Here is a 20,861-nt window from a genome sequence, read left to right on the forward strand (position 1 = left end):
AACTAAACCAGAGCTATTAAAGTATATTGACCGACGTTAATGAATCGCCGTAGGTCTTTATTTAACAAAGCATAACTCTTAAAATGCAACTATTGCAGTTACTAGTTAACTCTCGGGTGTAGATTTTACTTCAGATGTACTAATCAAATCCCCCTTTACAGGGATTAATTTTCTTTACTCATTAAAAATCATCTCAACTCAGTTAAATTTCTTTTCTAATTTTCAATAAATAATTAAAGCCAGTCTCTATAAAAAGCTTACTTTCCTTAGTGAGGATTGTATATAAGAGGTTTTCGTTAAAAACTACGTAATAACTACGACAGAAACTATTTCTTTTTGTACCCGTTGGGATTTTTCATTTGCCAATTCCAAGAGTCTCGCATCATCCTCTCTAGCCCTAGTCTTGCCTTCCAACCTAATCTTTTATAAGCGTAATCCGCATCGGCGTAGCAGATAGCGATATCTCCTGGTCTCCGCTCAGCTAGCCTATATGGTATGGCTTTTGCGCTTTGTTTTTCGAAAGCTTCTATGATTTCAAGTACGGAATAACCTTTTCCAGTACCTAGGTTTATTGCGTCAAATCCAACTGGCGTATTTTTTTCCATCAACTTTAATGCATCTAAGTGACCTCGAGCTAGATCGATTACGTGAATATAGTCTCGTATACCAGTTCCGTCTGGAGTGGGATAATCGCTGCCGTATACTTTCAGTTCTTTCAGCTTACCAATTGCAACTTGTGATACATACGGCAATAGGTTATTCGGAATACCGTTTGGGTCTTCACCTATAGTCCCTGAGCTATGGGCTCCAACAGGGTTAAAGTACCGTAAAACAATAGTTGACCAACTTGAATCAGCAACACATAAATCCTGAAGAATGCGTTCGACCATATATTTTGAGGTGCCGTAAGGATTAGTTGTATTACCGACTGACGAGCTTTCCTTAATTGGAAACTCATGAGGCTCTCCATACACCGTAGCAGAGGACGAAAAAACAAGGTTTTTAACACCAAAAGTCTCCATCACCTCACATAAAGTCAACGTACCTATAACGTTATTGTCATAATAGTGAAGTGGCCTTTCGACACTCTCTCCTACAGCCTTCAAGCCAGCAAAGTGGATAACCGATTGAATTTTATACTGCCTGAATAATTTATTGAGACAAACCTTATCACGGACATCTCCTTTAACAAAAGAAATGCTTTTTCCTGCGATCTTTTCGGCCCGTTTAAGACACTCTCTAGTACTATTGGAAAGGTTATCTAAAACGACAACTGAGTAGCCTTCGCCGAGTAATTCAACAACTGTATGTGAGCCTATATAGCCGGCACCGCCTGTAACAAGTATATGTTTATGCATAAAGTCTACTGGCCTATTGCAAGTCTCTTTGTATTAACGCGAAGGGTAACAAAACTTAGGAACATTCGTTCTTGAATTTCTAATTTTACTAGCCGTAACATATCATTAAACTAAGAAACCGTAAGTCTGTACAATTTATAAAGCAACAATTGCTCAAAGAATTCTGCCAAAGTGACAGCCCTTAGGGGCTTATTAAAACTGCAATATTACCCAAAGGGTTAAAAATGTAGTGACCCAAATAGTCAATTTCACTAACATAGTGATTTTATAAAATAAAGGCTTTAGACGAATCGGTATTACTTATTTTTGATAACTAAAATTTGCATCATAGTCATTGGAATAATCCGTTTGTTTAAAAGAGAAAAAATATTTATTGAAAGTTAGAAAGTAGGTTTACATGCCTATCCAACGCTAAATTTATCCTTTATATCAGCACTGAAACCTAAAACTTAATAAATACCGATATTCAAATTTCCATTAAGAAAAAATCTGCACCCAAAGAACTTATTATCCTATTAACATACTCTTGTCTAGCGCATCTACTGTTATTCCTTTTTAGAAAAATTTCTCGCTAAGCTCTTGCATTCTTTTGTCGTCAAAATTCAAATTTTGAGAGATCTCTTCAATTGTTGCTTCTCCAACTAAGTACTTGTATACATTTAAATATTCTAATCCTTTATCAACAATTTCAGACCTATCAGGATCAAAATTATACGATTCATCTTCCCGATTAAAAAAGAGAGTGTTGTTTAAATCATAAAAATCAGTCCTGTACCCAAGACATTGAAAAACAAAATGTGAAGCTAGCTCCACATCGTTTAACGGGTAAAACTTTACTTTAGCCCCCCCCATATTCAACGAGGGGAGCCCGCCTACAAAAGGAGCTACTATTGGAATACCAACAGACTGAGCTTCTATAAATGAATTTGAACTGTTTTCTATAGCAGACCCTATAAAACAAACTGAGCAGGTTCTGTAATAGTATGCCATTTCCTCTGGCTCTAGAGAGCCAAGAAACTGGATATTATTACAGAGGTCAAAACGCTTTATTATTTTTTTAAGTGACCTAGAGTAACTGTCATTTTTATTTCGAATATCACCTGTAACAAGGAGCTTGATTTTTGGAGATTTTTGTTTAACAACAACCAGAACGTTTAACATAAATGCAAATCCTTTTAGAGGATTACATATGTCTCCTGGAAAAAAAATAGTCTCTTCTTTAAGGGAGTTCCCAATCCACTTTACATTCGTGAACTCGTTTCTTAACCCTTCATCAACCTTAAAATAAGATACGTTAGGGTTAATTGAAAAAGAACGCACAAAATCCCAGTTTGTCCTACCTATTATATTTTGAGCATTTTTAATCTGCCTAACTTCAGATAGAAATCTAGTGTATAAAGAAAAGTGTTTAAACAAACAATATACTTTTCCGAAAAAGGAAATATAGCTATTGAAGCGCGTCATTGCTTTGTTTTTATATATCTCTGAAACCAACCCTTGAATAGAGGTTACCGTTGGAATTCCTTTGTATATGTAAAAACCTTCGAAATAGGGAAACTCAGTACCGTGAAAGTGAATTAAGTCTGGATTAACTATATTTACCAAGCGTTCAGCAACTTTACGAGATTTAGTCTTCTGATAAATATACTTACCAATGCGGGACTCCGGGAATGTGAGATAGGTGATTCCGTGCAAATTAGTTTCGGTATATCCGAGCTTAGAAGGACTGGCTATACAAACTTGCACTGTGTCTTGCTGCTTCTTAAAATAATCAAGTAAACTAACTAACCATGAACCACTCGTTGTCTTAGGCAGCGAAAAATGCTCACATAAATCAGGCATAGCGTGATTAACAACCCAAAGTACTTTTAAACGCTTACCATTATTTGGTTTAATTTGATTATTATTCAACACGCTGACTATCCATTTTAATATTTAGATTTTTTAAAAATTAAACAGTTCTACTTTTTTCGCAAATTAGGTATATAATACGACCAAATAATAATAAAAAGTAAAATATGCAACATAAAACCAGTGAAAAAATTATTTCTTGTTGCTATTACTATAAGAAAAAGAAAAAAGAAGATTGTTTTGTTTTTAGGAAAATATACAAGCAACCAAAGCACCGAAAAAACAAAGGGCAGTACAAATAACACACCTTTATACGCTGCCAGCACCATTATACCGCTAGACGGTATTAGACGCTTATCAAACATAGTATCACTCAACCCCACCCACGACTGGGCAAGGAATTCTAAAGCTAACTCATTACCAGACGATCGGTTATGGCTATCGTTTAATATCGAATCGAAACGCCCAACAATATATTCTGAAAAACTGCTATCGAACGATAGTAGAAAAGCAAAAAGCGCGAATAAAATAGCTACTATGAAAAAATTTCTAAGCCTGACTTTACTAACTGATGCAATGATAATGATGCCGATAAAGTATATTATATAAGCTAAAGACATCGAACTTAAACCTAGCACTCCAATCGATAAGAAAGTAAAATCAAATTTTTTCCGATTATAATAGTCCAGAAAAAGAACCATTGAAATAAATAATCCAAAAGTTCCTGGTTCGTCAAAAACTGAATTCATTCGTGCAAATGATATTCCTGGCAAATTATAAATAGAAGAACTAAATGAAAAATAAGTCGCATATACAGTGTGCCCAGAATGGTCTTCAAAGACAAATAAGTTTTCAGGCTTAATTAAGAAAAGAACAAAAGATACAAATGCTAAAAGTATAGACCACTTTATTGCGCCAGATACATTTTCATAATTACCTTGCCGTATTAAAGCAACAACCACTTTGAATGCCAGATAAAATTTCAAGAAATGATATAAATCAACAGCCGAATTTTTAGAGATCCCAAAATAAGAAAATCTGATATAAATATAAACAATTACTAACAACCAGAAAACAAGATCTAAGATACCAATAAATATTATATATCTAACACTAAAAAGTATAGCTAATAGGCATAAAAAGTTAACTAAATACTTTACCTCTTTACTAAAAAAAATATCAAGTAAGACTACTTCCTGAGTTGTTAAAAATAGCATTAAGCTTAAAATCAACAATAATATTTTCTTTAACATACTATCCAGTAGCCTTATAGAGAAAAGCTTTTAATAAAGATAAAATAAGCGAAGAATCATTAGAAAAGGAGTGAAGGCTATTATTTTTAATAATTTTAGTTTAGCAATTAGTCTCTTATAATACAAAGACTATGATTAGGTTTCTAATTTTATATCTTTTTACTCAACTAGTAATTAAGGAAGATAATACTTGATCTTATAATACTTCATATGAAGATATATCCTCTTATGTATTCGAGAGCGATATATATCTTTTCTTTTGGCTACTTCGTTAACATTTAACCGCTCAAAGTATTCACCACAAACATACTTGAACATGCTATTCTTATACAAATAAGTTTCATAGGACATTTTTCGTCCAAAGAATGATATCCCTCTATACTGAACAAAATCATTCGATTTTAACTTCTTTTCTATCTCATATTTAGCTTGTGGAAGCATTATCATCGTTCCATCCACTTTCATTACATATTCAGACGTAGCATGAGAAAAGCAATAATTATAGTAGTCGGATAAACTAATCTTCCCATTCCTAATATCTTTTTTATAATTAAGACCTTGATTAGCTACTTCTTTATTAAAAAATACAAGTTTAGCTCTTACCTCTACACTTTTTAAATAAACCATTAATTTATCTATTACGCGAAGCGTCGCTTCATCACTATTATTCGCTACAAAAATCACTTCTGAAACTAACGACGCAATACTCATTACACTCGCTGTTAAGAACTCTGATTCATCAGACAATCTATAAACAGCAGATATCTCAAATGGTTTTTTAATAGCTTTTATACAGAAACCTTTCTCAAATTGACTTAAGTCTATTGATTCGGCTTTATCTTCGATAAATTTCGGCGACAAATTAATCGAATATAGGCGTCCTAGTATAAAATTTTTTAACCTAAGTAATAGCAACATCTAATCCTCTCTTTAAACTTATAAACTTAGATTTTCTTAATATTCGACTAAAGAGACTCAAGCTCATAAAATAAAAATCGAAAGTTAGCCACCCTAAGTTTATTGTAATTAATCTAAGAATATAAGTTAAAATTCTAGACAGAAACTTCTATTTGACTGGAAACTTGGCAGTTAACTCTCGTCATAATATTCAATGGTCTTTTTTAGGGAATTTAAGATTCTTAGTTATAAAGAGCTCATGCTTAGCTAAATTTATAAAAGAAAAATTTAGTCATAGTATTTTTTATTGTCAGAATTTATATTTTTCAAGATAGGAATCTAGTATAATTTTTTGACTATTTTTTTTGTTAATTATATCAAAAAAATATTCGAACTCTTTATCCGGGTCATGATTCCCACTACTTTTTGCTAACTCATAAGCGGATTTAGAATCGCGATAATTTTCGGCTATATAATTTTTCTTATATGCAGTTCTGAAAAATGTAAAACCAGTTATATAAAGCTTCTCAAAATCCGTATCTATTATGTGATTAATTGCCTGAATTCCCGTTGTAGGTATTCTTACATTGAGACTTTTTCTTAATTTCATGTACTTTAAAAACGAAGTAGCCGCTTTTATCTTTAGGTTTGGATAACGATCTTTCATCTCAAAAAAGTCCTTGAATAAAGAAAGATCTCTGTAAGGATACAATATAAACTTTATATTTTGTTTTATAAGTATGCTTGGCCTTATTTCCCCCCCACCCGTTATCGGATCTTCATTCATGCAGTGATATAAAATATCTGTTCTTTCAGAATTACCATTCTTCTCAAGCATTAAGGGCGATTTATTTATCCTTATTATCAGGTCGAAATCGTCAATTTCAACAGGATTCGAAAACTGCATTGCTGTTTCTGCTGGACCTATTATAATAACTTTTTTACCGCTAAAATATTTATCATTGAAAAAATCACTTGGCTTAATTTTAAAAACATAAATTAATAAAAGCTTGATCAACCTGAGTATTTTCTTTAGTTTTTTGAAAAACATAATTTAATTAGAACCTTCACAGAAAAATTAAACTAAAATCATACTTAATAGTAATAAAAAGCCTAACGCGTAAAGCAAAGTGATATTCCTGTAGAGTAGCACTGCCTTTCGATGAAGTTAGAGACTCTATCTAAAACGTCTCTGCTAACTGAGCGAACGCTACAGCCAGCTAAAAGAACATTTAAAGCATCAATTTTCAGTCCGCGTTAAATTGATTTCACTTAGGTTTGGCTAACCTGTAAAGAAGAAAGCAGTATGAAGTATAAAAGTATTTATTATATTTCTAAGAGTATCTATTATCGAAGGTAAAGGAATTGACTTTCAGCTGTATCTGATAATAGTTGCTATTAATATTATATTAACTAAATACAGGCTTGAAAAACTTTTGATATCTCTACTAAAATCCATTTAACAAACTAAGTAATATGGATCTGATTTTGCCTTTTCACTAAATCGTCAAGTTCTTTTATTTGTTTAAGAAAGACCTCTAGTTTGTCTAAAGGGAGCGCACTAGGACCATCACATTTTGCTTGATTGGGATTTTTATGTGCTTCTAAGAAAAGACCTGCGATTCCCGCTGATATTCCGGCTTTAGCTAATTCAACTATTTGAGAACGTCTCCCTCCAGAGACAGCTCCACCAGCTTCTCTTTGTTGCAGGGCGTGAGTTACGTCAAAGACAATAGGAGCGTTGTTACTAATATTCTTCATAACACCGAAACCAAGCAAGTCGACTACTAGATTATCATAACCAAAACATGTTCCGCGCTCACAGAGCATTATACGCTCATTACCCGCCTCTCTGAACTTTTCAATGATGTGTTTCATTTGTTCCGGGCTAAGGAATTGCGGCTTTTTTATATTGATTACTTTGCCAGTTTTCGCCATTGCAATAACCAAATCGGTTTGGCGAGCTAGGAATGCAGGGAGCTGTAATACGTCCACCACTTCAGAGACCATTTCAGCTTGAAATGGCTCGTGAATGTCCGTTATTAACGGTACTCCAAACTCCTTTTTTACATTCGTAAGAATTTTTAACCCTTTGTTTAGCCCTGGTCCACGATAAGAATGAATTGATGAGCGATTAGCTTTATCAAAACTTGCTTTAAAAACAAAGGGAATGCCGAGCTTCTTCGTCACCCGGACATACTCCTCGCATGCTTCCATTACTAACTCTTCCGATTCTAGAACATTAATACCACCGAAGAGCGTAAACCTATGCTGATTTCCTACCGAAATATTATTATTAATTTCAATTATCATTTTTAAGCTCTAGAAAAATCCGTAGTTCTTTACCAGAGAGCTAACCTCAGCCCCCATTGATATATCCACGAGTATCTTTTTCTCATTTGATGCTCGAGTATAAATTTCTTCAATCACCTCTTTCTCTATTATTTTAGGTATAACAACTAATCCCTCAGCATCTCCGAAAACTAAGCTGCCAGGGCTAACTGATACACCGCTTAAATTAATAGTTTTATTCAAAGATTCCATAGTAGCTCGTTTGCGAACATCTTGGCAGGTATAACCTGTAGAGAATACAGGAAGACCCAATTTAAGCACTTCACTAGAATCTCTGGTCTTTCCCCCAACTACTACCGCTGATGCACCCGCCCTAATAGCTAAATTTGCATTTAATTCTCCGAAGTAGGCATAATCAGGAGTCTCATTCTCTACCAAAATTACATCATTAGGTATTATTGTTTCGTAAGAATGTAAAGCTGAATATATTCCTTTAAAATCTTCTCCCTTATTTAGGCTTCTCAGTTTTAACGTTTTTGCTCGTCCAAGAAATTTTGCCTTCGGGATATTAGGAGTCAGTCCGCGGATAACTTGATTACTATACCCTAAATCATCAAGAATATCTGAGAGCATACTACTTGTAAGATGATTTCTAATATTGGTTAACAAGCGACGATCTTGTTCTCTCAAGCCAGCTGCAATTAAATTCGCTAACTCAAATTCTTCAGGCCAGTTCACGTCAATAGCTTCTAATGGCGAAGCCTGAAGCATCAAAGGTGCGTCACCAATTCTTCGATTTGTCTTCTTAGCTGCTTCATTTTTTACGATATACAATCCCATAGTTTCTATGACAGTCTCATCAAGATCTACGCTGTTAGGAATGTGATTAATGTCATAATTTGGTCTCCCTTCTTTCCATGTGTACTGTTTTTCAGAGTTAACAAGCACTGCTGAATCGTACTCAGACGAAGGCTCCATCAACGCATCAACTCCCTTTTTAATGGTGTCAGGTTGAATAAAAGGGCTTGTACCAAGAATTTGAATATAAATATCAGCTTCAACTTGGTTTACTTCATTCATAAAAAGCTGATTTCCATCGGTTTTATTACTTGCAAGGGATGGATCACGATTTAAAACTTTGCAGTCTATTTCACTTGCAAAATCAATAACATCCTTTGATTCAGTATCTAAATAAACTTCATCAATAAAATCACAATGCACTAATTTTTCTAGTGTATGTAAAAATAATGGCTTGCCATCAAGTAGTTTTAAATTTTTACTCTCGATTCTAGAGCTTGAGCCCTTAGCTGGTAAAAACGCGACGACTCTCATAAAGCTCCTCTATTCAGATTTTGATATATATATAAATTATTTGCTTCATCATTAACAATTAAGCTGTTTACAGAAGTTTCACTCATAAGAGTGTCTGCATCAACACACTTGGTTGAATAAGATACTACTTTGGGTGATTTTGTCATTATTGATTCAGCACTTAAACTATTAAGCTCTGACAACTCATAGCTTGACAATGCACGGCGAATATCGCCGTCAGTAATTACGCCTACCAACTTTTCATTTTTAGTTACACAAACAACACCACACTTAGAATTCGCGATCCGTGTTAACAAAAATTTAAAGTCACTATCGGCATGCACAGTTACTGCAGGTAAAGCAAAATCTATGACTCGGCTTAGTAGCTTTCTACCAAGACTTCCACCAGGATGAAATCTGGCAAAATTTTCAGGCTTGAATTGCCTAGCTTCCATTAACGCAATAGCCAATGCATCTCCCATAACAAGCGTAGCTGTTGTTGAAGACGTTGGTGCTAGTTGCAGAGGACAAGCTTCCTCTTGAACTCCTATATCTAAATGACAATCGGCATTCTGAGCTAGGGTTGAGCTGGGATTTCCTGTCATACAAATCAATGTATTACCATTGTCTTTCAAAAAAGGTATTAATCTTAATAGCTCTTCTGTCTCACCAGAGTTAGAAATTGCCAAAAAAACATCTGACGGCTGTACCATCCCTAAATCACCATGAAATGCCTCGGATGGGTGAAGAAAGAAGCTAGGGGTTCCTGTACTAACTAATGTCGCAAAAATCTTTTTTCCGACATGACCTGACTTTCCCATTCCACAGACAATAACTCTACCATCCACATCAAGGATTTTAGTGACAGCACTATCAAAAGCACTATCAATTTTTTTAGCAACAAAATTTATTGAAGAACATTGCGTTTCAAAAACTCTTTGAGCGATCCCTTTATAGCTGAACATCAAATCATTAGCCTTTTAATTTAGATTGATTCTATTTGGGGCTTACCACATGCTTGCGAACTACTTTACAAGTTTACTAACTTAATAATCCTAACACTAAGCTTAAATTTTATTTTTTAAACTACACTATGCTTTAGTGTTGAATATGTGTTTATACACACTCAATCGTGCATTTTTAAGATTTTTATTTATTCAATAAGTATCTATTTTTCATGCAAAAACCAGATAGAAAGTTAAAATAAAAGTATAGTAAGTCTCTTAGAAAGGTAACACTATGAGGTATAGGCCATTTTTTTAAAGTTATTGTTACTAACAACCAACTGCTCATAGGTTCCCGAATCTTGAACCGTTCCATTATTTAGAAAATAGATTGTATCGCATTGTCTTACAGTATTAATTCTGTGTGCAATTATCACTATTGTTTTTGCACCAGATAGGTTGTGGATCGCATCCATAACTAACTTTTCTGTTATTCCATCAAGCGCGCTTGTAGCCTCGTCAAAAACTAGCACATCCGCATCATCATATAATGCTCTCGCGATACCAATTCGCTGCCTTTGCCCTCCTGATATCTGTATACCTCTTTCACCTACTCTTGTATCTAACCCTTCGTCAAGTTGATCTAACAAATCCTCTAAGTGAGCAAGTTTCGCAGCCTTTCGCACACGTTCTTCATCTATTCTGTCGGGTGCTATCCCAAAAGCAATATTTTCCCTTATACTCGAATCAGCCAAAAATATTGTCTGTGGAACAAAGCCAATGTTATTTTGCCAAGCACGTTTTCGTCTCTCCTTCACTTCAATACCGTCAACTTTAAGTAGACCTGTTTTGGGTTCTATCAATCCTAACAAGATATCTATGGTTGTCGACTTACCCGAGCCCGAAGCTCCAACCAACCCAATAACTTGGTTAACGGGTAATTTCAAACTCAAGTTTTGCAAAGCCATTTGCCTGTTACCGGGATATGAAAAACTTATATCTTCCAACTCTATAAGGTTTCTGGGTTTAAGCTTCCCGTATTGTGCTGCATTTTCTATTGTTTTTTCATTCAAGCTTGCTTTTAAGTCTTCTTCAATGCTATCAAATGAAGCCATGTTTCCTTTTACCTGGGCTAAGCTAGTATATATCTGCTGGAAAGCAGGCAGTAATTTGAACCCGGCCAAAGCATATACCGATAAAACAGGTAATATATCACTTAAAGCCCCGTCATATTCTGATAGTAAGTAAAGTATCAAGAAGATAACAGCACCAAACGCAACTAACTCCATAGCATAGCGAGGAGCCTGGGCAAGGGCTCTAGTCACTCCTTGTGAGTTACCTAATAATTCGCTGGATTTATTAAAACGGTTTACAAAATCAGTTTGGCGACCTAAGAGAAGGGTGTCCCGAATACCACCAAACCCTTCATTCATAAGTTTAAAGCGCTCTTGGTTAGCTTTAGAAATATCGTCCCCGTTTCGGGTTAATTGACTACGAATTAGCTTGTACAAAAGTACATAGGCAACACTAAACGTAGTCAGTCCAACCAGAGCAACTAAAGGATTAAATGCAAATATAGCTCCCCCCATAACCAACCCTAAAACAGCTTTTGCATTCATCTGCATTAATGGTTGAATAACTAGGTTAGTGATCCTATTAGTCTCTTGGGAAATTCTATTGGTTAGCTCACTGCTAGTGCCGTTGGCATGGAATAGCCATGGCTGTGACATATAGTGTTTGAATAGACGAGTAGAGATTTCTGCACCAACTTTTGCAGCGTAAAGAGACAGGCGCCATGTTGTAAACATGGCAATGACACTCGCACAAGCCAATACTACTAAAACACATACTCCCAACCAAAACAAAAAGTCTCTTGGATTTTGAAAACCACTTAATGAATATATTTCAGCTAATACTCCCTCTCCATGTAATAGGCTAATATCACCAACCAGTGCCATAAAAGGCCCTATTGCAGCCACCCCTGCGACTTCGGCAAATGCCATTAAAACAACCAAAAACTGAAGTCTTATAAGTCGTTTTCGTTGCTCACTCGAGAGAAGTTGGAAAAGACGTTTCAAGCGTTTAAACATATAACTACTCGACTCTTGGTTAAAGAGATAAAAGTAAAAATCAGATAAGACCAACTTTGCCGATTTTGAAACTGGAAAATAGCCTTTTTCATTTTACTTGCGTAATTGACTCAACAAAATATAATCATCAATTTATCAAATATCCCTACTGGTAAATCCATTTTTTCTTTACTAGTCCCTGAATTTATTTTCATTAATATTGAGGGAGCTTAGTGCCCTATTCTTCCTAAATATGCTTCTTGATAACGCAAAACCGACACCCAATAACCCGCCGAAAAACGTACCGATTATGCATATTAACGCACGCGATGGTTTGGCTTTTTGTTCTGGCACTACGGCTGGGTCTAGCGTTTGGAAAATGTACTCTGGGCGCACATTCGCCAGCATAATGGTTTGTGTTTGCTTTTCTATTAGCTGATAGAATACCTGCTGCATGTCACTTAACGATGTGCTTTGCAGTTCTTTGTCTAAATATTCAAGGCTTCGCTGGGCTTCCTGAATGTCACGCTCACGCATGTGGTTGTTTATTTCTTCAATAAGCCAAACTACCCACTGTTCAGCTACTTCGGGTGACTGATGGTTTACTGCTATTGTTACGAGACCGGTTGTGTCGTCCTTGCTAACTTCCAGTACACTCTCTCTGAAAACTTTTACGTACTCCCAGCTAGACGGTTCCGGCTGTTTAGGTGGCTCGACTTCTCTGACCCATTCTTTGGTGTCCGGGCTATACAGCTCGTTGTTAAAGGCAACACCGCTGCCTCGGTTCCATTCCTCTACCGCCATAAGCTCTGGCAGTATGTCGTACTTTTCGACAAAGCCTTTTATGAAGGCGCGAGACTTTAAAATTTCGAGGGCGATTGTGGTTTTGTCGGTATTACCACCACCGAGATTAACGCCAGCTAAGCTTGCCAGACCACCCAATTGCCCCGCCATTTGCGAGAGTCCGCCACCACTAGCTTCTTCCGTCGGCGCCAAGGTTGCCTCTGACTTATAAATATTCGGCAGGCTTAGCGAGTAAATAACCGAGCCCACGGCGAACACAAAAGTAATGGCAATAATCCACCATTTGCCCTGCCAGATAATGCCAAACAGCTCGCGCAGGTCAATTTCGTCGTCTTGGTAATCCGAATGCCGTTGAGGGTCGTAGTTATGAGTATCGTTTGTCATTGTTGGGCCTTCAGGCACGCTACCGCCCATGGGTTGCGGTTCCCATAGGCCGATGGTGCGAGTAATTATGTAATTTGTTCGTATTATTCTGAATTTTGATCAAGCGAGTATGATACCGCATGCAGCCCTTTTTCTACAAAGGCTTTATTGTTAGTAATTGATGATATTTTAAGCGGTTAGTTCCTTCCAATTGCCTAATATCACCCTTTTGTCCGATAGCGCTTTTTTATCAGTTTATGTAGCCTGACGTTATTACGTCAGGATAGATCTCACCTGATGCAATAGCATCAGGCTACAAAACGGTAAAAGGAACCAACACATGGATGTTATTCATCACGGCGCGTTTGAAGGCGTTACGGGCTCTTGCCACGAACTGTTGTTAGACAGTGACCACTCACTTTTAATTGACTGCGGGTTGTTTCAGGGGGCGGATGCCGCCGAAAAATCGCGTAGCCTGACGTTATTACGTCAGGAGCAGACCTCACCTGATGCAATAGCATCAGGCTACAACGAGATTGACTTTGATATTACCAAGGTGCTGGCGTTGGTGGTGACCCACTGCCACATTGACCACGTGGGCCGCATTCCCTGGTTGTTAATTGCCGGCTTTACCGGCCCTATTTACTGCACGAAAGCTACGGCGCATTTGTTTCCGCTGGTTATTGAAGATGCTTTAAAGGTGGGCTTAACCCGCAACGCCGACATTATTAATGCGGTGGTGGCTCGTCTGCAGCGCCAGCTACAGCCGGTGGAGTACGATCATTGGTTAGAACTGCCTGCTGATTTTGCTGCGGAACGCTTTAAACTGCGCTTTCGTCAGGCCGGTCATATTCTGGGGTCGTCTTATGTTGAAATTGAAAATGTGAGTACCCACTACCGCGTGGTGTTCTCGGGTGACCTGGGTTGTAAAAACACGCCACTGCTGCCAGACCCAACCCCGCTGGAGCGCGCTGATTTTCTGTTACTGGAAAGCACCTATGGCGACAAGAACCACGAGTCGCGTCTTGACCGCGAACAGCGCCTGAAGTCGGTGGTTGAGCGTTGTGTGGAGAACAAAGGCACTATTTTAATTCCGGCGTTTAGTATTGGCCGTACGCAAGAGCTCTTGTACGAATTAGAAGACATTATTCATAAAGCCCGGGCTAAGGAAGCGGAGACTGGCGTGGCCGATGCCGTATGGCACAAAATGACGGTTATTTTAGATTCGCCACTGGCCGCGCAGTTTACTAAGCAGTACCGAGCCATGAAGGCGTTGTGGGACGAAGAGGCGTTGGCACGGGTAGAAGAAGACCGACACCCGTTAAACTTCGACCGCATGATGACGGTAGACGACCACAGTGACCATGAGCGCGTGGTGAACTATTTAAAAAGCAGCGGTGACCCCTGCATTGTTATTGCCGCCAGTGGTATGTGTACCGGAGGACGCATGCTGAATTACTTAAAAGCCTTGCTGCCCGACCCGCGCACCGATGTCTTGTTTGTCGGCTACCAGGCCGCGGGAACCCCGGGTCGCGATATACAAACCTACGGTCCACGCGGTGGCTATGTCAACTTAGACCACGAGCGTGTCTGGATTAAAGCGGGCATTTATACTTTAGGTGGCTACTCCGCCCACGCCGACCAACAAGAGCTTTTAGACTTTATTGACGCTACCGAAGAGCCGGTGAAACGCATACGTTTAATTCACGGCGAGCCGGACGCCCGGGCGGCGTTGGCCGCGAAAATTCGCGAGCGATATGGGGTGGTTGTTGATTGATAGATGTACGTAAGGTGTATGTAGCCTGATGCTATTGCATCAGGTGAGATTTGGCCCTGACGTAATAACGTCAGGCTACATTAACTGACTCGAGAACTCCCCAATACAGCGGTATCGGATATTGCGTAGCAACTGTAACTCGCCTGCTTTAGAATCAAAGTTGGGCTTTTGTTCGAGCTCAGTGATGAGTTTGTCGGCTTCTTGCTGAATGCTTTTGCACAGCCGCTCTATTTCTCGCTCTGCGACGGGCTTGTTAAGCCCTAATTCCTCTGCGAACGCTAAAACAGATTGTCGTGTCACCTGCCCAAAATGATTAGCGTCGCCAATAGGTTGCGACAACTCTTCGTTGACATGATCTCTTGCGTCAGCGTATACCGCTGTAGAGAGCAGATCGTAATGAGGCATTAACTGACAGTCATTGACGCTGTAGCGAAACGTTAAATTTTTGAGATGCGCATCGCCGTTACCCACCAGAAAATTAAACAGTGCCCAACGAAACAGCCGGAAAGCGGTTTGTGCCGGGGCCCGGGTCATATCAACCAAGCGTTTCAACGCTGTTACGTTGCTTGCACGATATTTCGCAGACGCTGAAATATCCAGCATTTGGCAGCCATCGAGAACGTGTACACGCTGGGTATTTGGGTACTGACCGACACGGTCAAAACGTTCAACGATGTAGATCGGTTCTGGCACGTAATCTATGTCAACTTTAGGCACAATTAGCTGGCACCGCTGCGCCAGTGTCATTACAAAGTATTCGTTACGAACGGTGAACCAGTAAAATTCGGGTTGGGTATGCTCTGGTTTTAAAATGTGGGTAGAAGGTGTTTCTCCGCTGGGTTCAAACCGGCCCTCTTCGTTAATAACCAACAACATTTTGTGCTGAGCACCAGCCAGCGACATACGCTTGCGCTGTTTGCTATTCATTTGTCCTTTCGGAAGCTTATGAATACGATGGCTAATGTCACTGTCGGTCAACGGGAACAGATCACCCGATGGTAATACCTCTCCGGGGTTTAATAGGGTAATAGCTCCGGCAGACTCTCCGCCTATCGCTTCTAACAGTACAAAAGCGTCTTCTTTATCTAAGTCGTAGTCTTTTGCCAGAACCTCACGAGCTTTTTCCTCTGGCAGAAGGTTGTCAAAAAACCACTGTACGGGACGTTGCGTTCCGGTATCTATGTGCTCTTTTTGGTTTAGGCTTAGCGAAGGCGTTAAAGGAAAACTTTTGGGGTCTTGCAGCCAACTTTGCACGTATTCGAAAACCCAAAGCCCGTTGTGCTCTTTTAACTGACCAACAGGCTTGTCGTTAATGTAAACGTCGAGTTGTCGCTCTTCGACAAGTGAACTACTCATGATTGAAGCGTCCGGTTAATTCGGTGAGCTTGTCACTTGAAGCGCTGTCGGGAATGTCTAAGTAGACTTTTATGCCAAGCGCATTCAGTACATTTAGGGCTTTTTCCAGTTGCACTGTTGGCTTGCCATTTTCGAATTGACTCACAAAATTAATGCCACAGCCTGCAAAAGCGCCAGCTGTTGTCTGATCCAGCTCTTGTTGCTGCCGCACGATTTTTGCAATGCGCCCGATGGTTTTTGTGTCTTTTGCTTCTAGCAGCATGAAAGCTCCTGTTCTGGAACGCACCTGACGTAATAACGTCAGGCTACATGCACCGTGGAAACGGATGCGACAACCTTGTAGCCTGATGCTATTGCATCAGGTGAGATACTGAATTCACTTGATTGAGTGAATATAGAAGAAAAAAATGATAATATCAATATATTTCACACGATTGAGTGAATATTAGAAAAAAGCCTGTTTTCAAAAGTTAATTTCACTTGAGCGAATGAATATTTGAACCTGACGTAAATAACGTCAGGCTACATATAGACACATCAGGCTACCGAGATATCCACCGGGTCTTTTAAAAACGGGTTGCCGTGGCGGCGGAGGCTGGCTCTCAAGTCTTCTTCGGAATTAAGCCCGACGTCGGTGCGCCCGTCCTGGTAATGTACGGCAAAGGGCTGGTTGAATGGTCTTGTACGCACCACATCGTACAACTCTTTCATTGTGCAGCAGGTAACCGCCTGGGCGGTATTCACTTGGTTACTGGACATAGCTCACCTCGTTCATCGAGTCGATACAGGTTTATCCAGTCGTGCTGGAACAGATGGTTGAAGTCTTCGGCGCTTGCCAACGCCTTTTGAATAATCTCTTCGCTGGCTTCGACAATGACTTGCAGGCGCATGGGTCTGTGCACAAAATCTTTGCCGTCGTGTACTGACTGCCAGGCAAGCCCTTGTCTTAAGTCACCACCATTGCCTTCAAACACGCCTATGTCGTTGGCAACACGGTTATGAAGCAACTTATTGCCGCTGCCTAATTGCTTAGGATCAGTGACTGAGCAGTAGTATTGCCAGTTTATCCAGTTCGCGACCAAACCCGGCGCACTGAATAGCTGAGTTAACAACCCACCGTTTGGGTCGTTTTCGCTGTAATAGTCGTGCAGGAAGTTGCTGCCGATGGTATCGGCCGACGACAGCCGCCCAGCCCGCCCGAAAAATAGCGTATTGTTGTCGGCCAGGCCCCACTCCGGACGCAGCTCAGCCCAGTGGCTGGATCGTTTTTTACGCTCTTTCTCGGAGGCCTCAGCATTCGCTGCAAGCGATTCACTGGCGTGCGCAAATACTTGTTTCACCTCTCCGGGCACAGCCTCCGACAGCCAAACAATGCGATCAGTAACGGTTTCATGCAAAGCAGAATAAAAACGCGTTTTCGATGGAATATCGACGCCCCGCTCACGCAAGTGTTCACGGATGTCTGCGTCGTTGAGTAGCCGCGCCAACACCCTTGCACTTAGTGCGCCAGTCTGACCACCGCAGGCACCGCAGTTCATTCCGGCACGTTGCGCATTATTGCTATGGTGCGAACCATGCCCAACCAGCAACACATGTCGACCAAAACTCTGAAATTGCATACCAGCCAACGCTTGTTCGCACACGGCCACCAATGCTTCCGTTGAGACTTCACCCTCTTCATTGCAGATGGTTGCATGGTTATGTTCAGCGGCCCGGTCAATTTTTCCTGGTATGCCAGCCAGCAGCGATTTCAGCTTGCTTAACCCCAGGGCTTCCACACCACTGAACATGGAGACCGGCGTGTTGAATAAGTTGGTCAGCAACGACATCGTCGTTTGTTTTTGCTCAGGGGCTTTAATGTAATACGACGGTTGCAACAAGCCGGGCACATGCGGCGTTTTACCTGTTCGCTGTTCAACCCCTAACGGCACCCCGAAAAAGCCGGCAAAGCCTTTGGTCTGAACTCTTTTACCAATCGCTTGCCCGGCCTTTTCCAGCGCCCGACGGTATCGCTCGGAGCGCACGTCAATACAGAACACCGCTTGTATGTCCGGACTTTTTGACGGTTGCTCGGCGGTTGAGTCAGTAAACTGAAGACGCGCCACTTGCGAACGTTCATAAGCGGTTTGCCATTTCCACAGCAACTCGTTGTACTGCTGCGCATAGCCGACCCAGCCAAAACAATGGTCAAGCTGTTCATTGAAGCTGGCTTTCAGTTGTTCGTGAACGGATGTATTAGTGCGCTCTGCCAGGTGCCAAAGCAGATACTCCCAGGCTAACCGGATACACAGCAAGTCAAACACCCACTGGCTGTCCTGACGAGCGTCCTGATAGGCAAGCGCCGCTGCCCAGCCCCATAAATCACTGATCAATGCCTGGCAATAACACTGCAGCGCATAGTCTGAGGCGTCGGTCATAAAGCTGGCCTGACAGACTTTAATGAGTTCGTGCGGATCTTCAGGCAGCTTTGCGAAAAGCTCGTTTAGGTCGCCTTCATCCATTAACGTTTCGATACCGCGGTCGGCCCGTGAAATGGTTAGCCAATGGCTGTATAACGAACTGTCACTGCCCTCTTCCTGAAAACGCTTAGGAAACTGCATAAACAGACCGCAGGTTTGGCTAATTTGCAGCACGACTTCCTCGTTCCAGCGCATTTTGCGACTGCGTTGCTGATACTTGTCGACCAGGCGACTCAGATTTTGCCACTGCGGTATTGGCGTAATAATACTGACACGCTGCTGCAACTGCTCGACCATTTTGTCAGTGACATGCTGCTTGTCGATGTCGTTTTGTTGCCATTTTTGCCAATAGAAGTCGGGACTCATGAGCAGTTGACTACCTGCGCTATAGCGCCAATGCGCAGCTACGTCTTCCACCGGCTTATTGCGATATTGCCAGAATGGATTCACGGCTATCCACTGAGATAATGGCCACTGCGGGGCAACCGACTGGCTCACTTGCTCAGCGATAGACACAAAACGACTGACGGAAATCATGATAAGCCCTCTTTTTGACTGCGGCGCTGGTAATACTCAATGGGGTGGCTTGGCCATAACCAGAGCACAAAGCGGGTCAGCCATTCGTCCAGGTACAACCCTGCGTTTAAGGTGATAAACCAACGTTGGCTAAGGCTGTGCGACGGCGTGTGGTGCACTAACCAGTAGGTAAAGGCAAAGGCATTGAACAGCAGTGCGATGAGCGGCTCCAACCAGGGTTGCGTCAGTTGTTGTGGCTCGATAACCTGCTGCGCCAGTGCGCCTAGTGCGAGGTAAACGGCGATAGTAAGCACTGACACACCGACTCGTAACAGCGGTTGGTACAGGTTCATCCATATGGTGGTAAGCGCCATCGCCAGCAGCGCTGACGGTAACCATTTCGGGTCATTCAGCCACCACCAGCAGGCGGCAGCAACAATAGCCTGAAAGGCGATGAATATGACACCAACACGCCACAGTGAGCGGGCTTGCGGTTGCCTGATAATAGCGACCTCGCTAACCGACAGAAACGCGTGGGCTTTATAAACCGAGTGCGCGACTAAGTGCAGTAAGGCTAAGTCGTAATAGCCCAGACCAATTTCCAACAGCATCAACCCCATTTGTGCGCAGGTGGACCAGGCGAGGCGAACTTTAATGCTGATGCGGGTCGCCATAATGAGTGCCGCGAAACAGCACGAGGCGGCGGATACTAAGCAAAGTAACCAGACGGCGACGGTGCTGTTGCCCCAAATAGGTGTGGTGGCGAGTAGCAGAAAGCCACCTAAGTTAATGATGCCCGCGTGCAGCAAGGCGGATACCGGCGTTGGCGCTTCGACGACCTGAATCAGCCAGCCGTGCAGAGGGAGTTGCGCACACTTTATAAGAGCCGCCATGACCAGACAGAGCGCGGCGACATGTTGAATAAGTGGCGGCGCTGCATTGGCTGCCGTGTTAGCTGCAGTGACGCTTTGTAAAATGGTGTCGAGTTGTAAGCTGCCGGTGTGCAGGTACATGAGCAAAAGTGCTGTACCGAGGAAGGTTTCTGAGCAGCGAGCCAGGATGAATTTTTTGTGGGCGGCGAGCACGGCGCGATCACGCTCCGGGTAGAACATGAGCAAGCTGTGCAACTGCAGGCTGATTGCCATCCAGGCGGCGAAAAACACAACGATGTTGTTACTGACAATGAGTATGAGAACGGCGGTCAGGCAGCCAATGAGTTTGGTGATAAATGAGCGACGACGCGGATCCAGCCGGAAGTTGGTTCGGGCGTAGTTAGTCACCACGAAGGCCAAAACGACGACCAATGCCAGTAACACCGGGCGTATACCTGAAAATGTGAGCCATTCTGTCAATAACACGTCGTTGGTACCTCGTTTGGAGGGTTTTATGTTGACGTGAATTATGGATGTTTTGTTGATGTTAAGTAAAATAGATATATATTATGTTTTCGTTCTATTTTTATTAACGATTATAACCTGATGCACAGCTTTTGTAGCCTGATGCTATTGCATCAGGTGCGATCTCTCCGGCGGCAAATTGTGCGAAAATAATTGCGCGACGGAGGCGGCATCTCACCTGACGTAATAACGTCAGGCTACGCGATAGAGGACA

Annotated in this window: 16 protein-coding genes; 1 reads left to right on the forward strand and 15 read right to left on the reverse strand. The window is 41.2% G+C overall.

Features of this window, described 5'->3' with window-relative positions; translation table 11 throughout:
- Positions 1-326: 326 nt before the first annotated feature.
- From galE to EST55_RS04595, 10 genes are all read right to left on the reverse strand, one after another.
- Complete coding sequence (gene galE / locus EST55_RS04550) at positions 327-1,358, reverse strand: UDP-glucose 4-epimerase GalE (protein ID WP_129496654.1); 1,032 nt, start codon at positions 1,356-1,358, stop codon at positions 327-329.
- Between the two features lie 555 nt (positions 1,359-1,913).
- Positions 1,914-3,272: a glycosyltransferase gene (locus tag EST55_RS04555; RefSeq protein WP_129496655.1), complete on the reverse strand. Its 1,359-nt coding sequence runs from the start codon at positions 3,270-3,272 to the stop codon at positions 1,914-1,916.
- Between the two features lie 47 nt (positions 3,273-3,319).
- The gene (locus tag EST55_RS04560) at positions 3,320-4,462 is read right to left on the reverse strand and encodes a hypothetical protein (RefSeq protein ID WP_129496656.1); all 1,143 of its coding nucleotides are present in this window, start codon (positions 4,460-4,462) and stop codon (positions 3,320-3,322) included.
- A gap of 174 nt (positions 4,463-4,636) precedes the next feature.
- Entirely contained in the window at positions 4,637-5,380 is a 744-nt protein-coding gene (locus tag EST55_RS04565) for a glycosyltransferase family A protein (protein WP_129496657.1), read from the reverse strand.
- 289 nt (positions 5,381-5,669) lie between these two features.
- Positions 5,670-6,410, reverse strand: coding sequence for a hypothetical protein (locus tag EST55_RS04570; RefSeq protein WP_129496658.1), 741 nt, complete (start codon positions 6,408-6,410; stop codon positions 5,670-5,672).
- A gap of 416 nt (positions 6,411-6,826) precedes the next feature.
- Complete coding sequence (gene kdsA, locus EST55_RS04575) at positions 6,827-7,672, reverse strand: 3-deoxy-8-phosphooctulonate synthase (protein ID WP_129496659.1); 846 nt, start codon at positions 7,670-7,672, stop codon at positions 6,827-6,829.
- Positions 7,673-7,681: 9 nt separating this feature from the next.
- Entirely contained in the window at positions 7,682-8,983 is a 1,302-nt protein-coding gene (locus EST55_RS04580; RefSeq protein WP_129496660.1) for a cytidyltransferase, read from the reverse strand.
- Positions 8,980-9,927, reverse strand: a complete 948-nt coding sequence (locus tag EST55_RS04585) for a KpsF/GutQ family sugar-phosphate isomerase (RefSeq protein ID WP_129496661.1) — start codon at positions 9,925-9,927, stop codon at positions 8,980-8,982. The genes EST55_RS04580 and EST55_RS04585 overlap by 4 nt, the downstream gene beginning before the upstream one ends.
- Positions 9,928-10,199: 272 nt before the next feature.
- A complete protein-coding gene (locus EST55_RS04590) occupies positions 10,200-11,909 on the reverse strand; it encodes an ABC transporter ATP-binding protein (protein WP_240665246.1) in 1,710 nt (569 codons plus the stop codon).
- A gap of 258 nt (positions 11,910-12,167) precedes the next feature.
- Positions 12,168-13,163: a Wzz/FepE/Etk N-terminal domain-containing protein gene (locus EST55_RS04595; RefSeq protein WP_129496663.1), complete on the reverse strand. Its 996-nt coding sequence runs from the start codon at positions 13,161-13,163 to the stop codon at positions 12,168-12,170.
- A 319-nt stretch (positions 13,164-13,482) separates the two neighbouring features.
- Here EST55_RS04595 and EST55_RS04600 point away from each other — a divergent pair, with 319 nt between their 5' ends.
- Positions 13,483-14,919 (forward strand): MBL fold metallo-hydrolase, encoded by a 1,437-nt coding sequence (locus EST55_RS04600; RefSeq protein WP_129496664.1) that lies wholly within the window; start codon positions 13,483-13,485, stop codon positions 14,917-14,919.
- 75 nt (positions 14,920-14,994) lie between these two features.
- Here EST55_RS04600 and EST55_RS04605 read toward each other — a convergent pair whose 3' ends face one another.
- The 5 genes from EST55_RS04605 to EST55_RS04625 all read right to left on the reverse strand — a co-directional run bounded on the left by EST55_RS04605 (position 14,995) and on the right by EST55_RS04625 (position 20,608).
- Positions 14,995-16,275, reverse strand: coding sequence for a HipA domain-containing protein (locus tag EST55_RS04605; protein WP_129496665.1), 1,281 nt, complete (start codon positions 16,273-16,275; stop codon positions 14,995-14,997).
- On the reverse strand, positions 16,268-16,537 hold the full coding sequence (locus tag EST55_RS04610) for a transcriptional regulator (protein ID WP_129496666.1): 270 nt from the start codon (positions 16,535-16,537) through the stop codon (positions 16,268-16,270). Before EST55_RS04610 ends, EST55_RS04605 begins: the two co-directional genes overlap by 8 nt.
- Positions 16,538-16,812: 275 nt before the next feature.
- On the reverse strand, positions 16,813-17,034 hold the full coding sequence (locus EST55_RS04615) for a hypothetical protein (protein ID WP_129496667.1): 222 nt from the start codon (positions 17,032-17,034) through the stop codon (positions 16,813-16,815).
- Complete coding sequence (locus EST55_RS04620; RefSeq protein WP_129496668.1) at positions 17,016-19,271, reverse strand: putative inorganic carbon transporter subunit DabA; 2,256 nt, start codon at positions 19,269-19,271, stop codon at positions 17,016-17,018. The genes EST55_RS04615 and EST55_RS04620 overlap by 19 nt, the downstream gene beginning before the upstream one ends.
- Positions 19,268-20,608, reverse strand: coding sequence for an NADH-quinone oxidoreductase subunit L (locus EST55_RS04625; RefSeq protein ID WP_240665247.1), 1,341 nt, complete (start codon positions 20,606-20,608; stop codon positions 19,268-19,270). Before EST55_RS04625 ends, EST55_RS04620 begins: the two co-directional genes overlap by 4 nt.
- Between the last annotated feature and the right edge of the window lie 253 nt (positions 20,609-20,861).

Origin of the sequence: Idiomarina sp. 29L, assembly GCF_004123135.1 — a bacterium.
Classification (GTDB): Bacteria; Pseudomonadota; Gammaproteobacteria; order Enterobacterales; family Alteromonadaceae; genus Idiomarina.